General features: G+C 38.1%; 4 protein-coding genes. 1 reads left to right on the top strand and 3 read right to left on the bottom strand.

Features of this window, described 5'->3' with window-relative positions; genetic code table 11:
• Positions 1-308: 308 nt before the first annotated feature.
• From rpsR to rpsF, 3 genes are read right to left on the bottom strand one after another with little or no spacing between them, the layout of a single operon-like run.
• The gene (rpsR, locus tag A3GS_RS0109540) at positions 309-548 is read right to left on the bottom strand and encodes a 30S ribosomal protein S18 (protein ID WP_000068664.1); all 240 of its coding nucleotides are present in this window, start codon (positions 546-548) and stop codon (positions 309-311) included.
• Between the two features lie 34 nt (positions 549-582).
• Positions 583-1092 (bottom strand): single-stranded DNA-binding protein, encoded by a 510-nt coding sequence (locus tag A3GS_RS0109545; RefSeq protein ID WP_018365172.1) that lies wholly within the window; start codon positions 1090-1092, stop codon positions 583-585.
• Between the two features lie 11 nt (positions 1093-1103).
• Positions 1104-1394: a 30S ribosomal protein S6 gene (rpsF, locus tag A3GS_RS0109550; RefSeq protein ID WP_018365173.1), complete on the bottom strand. Its 291-nt coding sequence runs from the start codon at positions 1392-1394 to the stop codon at positions 1104-1106.
• A 156-nt stretch (positions 1395-1550) separates the two neighbouring features.
• On the opposite strand from rpsF, the gene A3GS_RS0109555 reads away from it, so the two are divergent.
• Positions 1551-2039, top strand: a complete 489-nt coding sequence (locus A3GS_RS0109555) for a LemA family protein (protein ID WP_018365174.1) — start codon at positions 1551-1553, stop codon at positions 2037-2039.
• The last annotated feature ends 150 nt before the right edge of the window (positions 2040-2189 follow it).

Here is a 2189-nt window from a genome sequence, read left to right on the forward strand (position 1 = left end):
TGACTTTTCCGACTAAAATCTTTTTCAGGATGAAGCACAAACTGGTTTGCGGTGGAAACGATGTCGTTAATACTATCAAGTAAATGAGCTTTAATATGATCTAACATGACTTTTCCCCTTTTATTTTTAGTGTAACATAAAAAACTAACCTACCACAAAACGTGATAGGTTAGTTAACTTAATGACATTGGGCTAAAAAGTGGTTTTTCTTTTATTTTTGTGATTAGTTCATTCTTATCTCATAATCCTCCCAGTCCCAGGTCATTATGGACAGACAAAAAGCAACCCAAACGAGAGTTGCTTCCTTATTAATCTTCGTTTACAAAAGGCATAAGAGCCATAACGCGAGCACGTTTAATTGCTGTTGTTACTTTACGTTGGTTCTTAGCTGAAGTGCCTGTAACTCGACGTGGAAGAATTTTCCCACGTTCTGATACAAAACGGCTAAGAAGTTCAGTATCTTTATAATCAACATATTCAATTTTGTTAGCTGCGATATAATCAACTTTTTTACGGCGTTTGAATCCGCCACGACGTTGTTGAGCCATGTGTTCTCTCCTTTATAAATTTAATTCGTTTCCATTAGAATGGAAGATCATCATCTGAGATGTCCATTGGGTTTGAATTGCCAAATGGACTTTCATCTCTGCTAAAGTTTGGTGTTTGTTGTTGTGAAGGCTGTGATTGATAACCACCATTTGATGAGCCACCAAATGAATTATTGTTAAATCCACCAGTATTATAAGAACCACCAGATTGGCCTTCACGTGTAGCACGACTTTCCAAAATTTGGAAATTATCTGCAATAACTTCTGTCACATAAACACGTTGCCCTTGTTGATTTTCATAGTTACGCGTTTGAATACGCCCTGTGATACCCACAAGTGTGCCTTTTTTAGCCCAGTTAGCCAAATTTTCAGCCTGTTGGCGCCAGATAACACAGTTAATGAAATCTGCTTCGCGTTCACCAGCTTGATTTTTGAAATTACGATTGACAGCAAGTGTAAATGTCGCGACGGCTTGATTACTAGGTGTGTAACGAAGTTCTGCATCTCGAGTCATGCGACCCACAAGTACTACATTATTAATCATAAACTACCTTCTTAAGCGTCAAGTTTTACGATCATATGACGAAGAATGTCACCGTTGATTTTTGAAAGACGATCAAACTCGTTAAGAGCCACAGCGTCAGTCGCTTCAACGTTAACAACGTGGTAAAGTCCTTCGCGGAAATCTTGGATTTCGTATGCAAGACGACGTTTCTCCCAATCTTTTGATTCAACAACAGTTGCACCGTTATCTGTCAAGATAGAGTCAAAGCGTGCTACCAAAGCGTTTTTAGCTTCTTCTTCAATGTTTGGACGAATAATATAAAGAATTTCGTATTTAGCCATTGATATTTCCTCCTTTTGGTCTAATGACCCGTGACCCTCGCCACGAGTAAGTGAGGCATGCTCACAATCAAACATTATACAGCATTATGCTTGTTATTGCAAGGAAAAACTTCTCTTTTATGTTATACTAGATTTATCAGCTTAAAGGAGAATGATATGACAAAAAAAAACAGAGAAGGGCGGCTACCCAGCCTGAGCATCGGTAAATTTATTGGTCAATTTTTTGGATTTTGGCTTCTCTACTACATCGTCTATTCCATTATGACCGACGAGGAGGACTTAAACTATTTCTTGTCAAGCGTCCTTGCAGGTCTTGCTTTAATAACGCCAGCCATCGCTCTGCTTTTTAAACAGGTCAATACTGCCTCAAGCTTGAGCGAAAAAATCGATGCCCTTTTCAATAATTTGACTGTCACCTCTGACCATCTGAGAAAACTAAATCGCGACCTCAAAGGAGATGTGCAAAACCGAGACAATCTCTTAAGTCAAATTCATCGTTATGAAGATAGATTGTTACAAGAAAAGCTTGACTATAATCAGGCTGTCAAAGATTATAATAGTCTGATTAATAGCCTTCCATTGAGTTTTGCAAAATCAATCTTTAAATTGCACAGCAAAGATTACCATAATGACTTTTATTTATAATCTTTCAAGTAGCTGGCTAAGCTGCTTTTTTCATATCAAAAAGGCAGGTGCAAACCCCAATGTCATTAAGTTAAGCAACTAAGCAATTGAAGAAACTATTCCCGTCTGAGCAGTTGACGACAAGACGGGAATAGTTTTTGTATTTAGGGC

The sequence above is a fragment of the Streptococcus caballi DSM 19004 genome (assembly GCF_000379985.1).
In the GTDB taxonomy this organism is placed as follows: domain Bacteria; phylum Bacillota; class Bacilli; order Lactobacillales; family Streptococcaceae; genus Streptococcus; species Streptococcus caballi.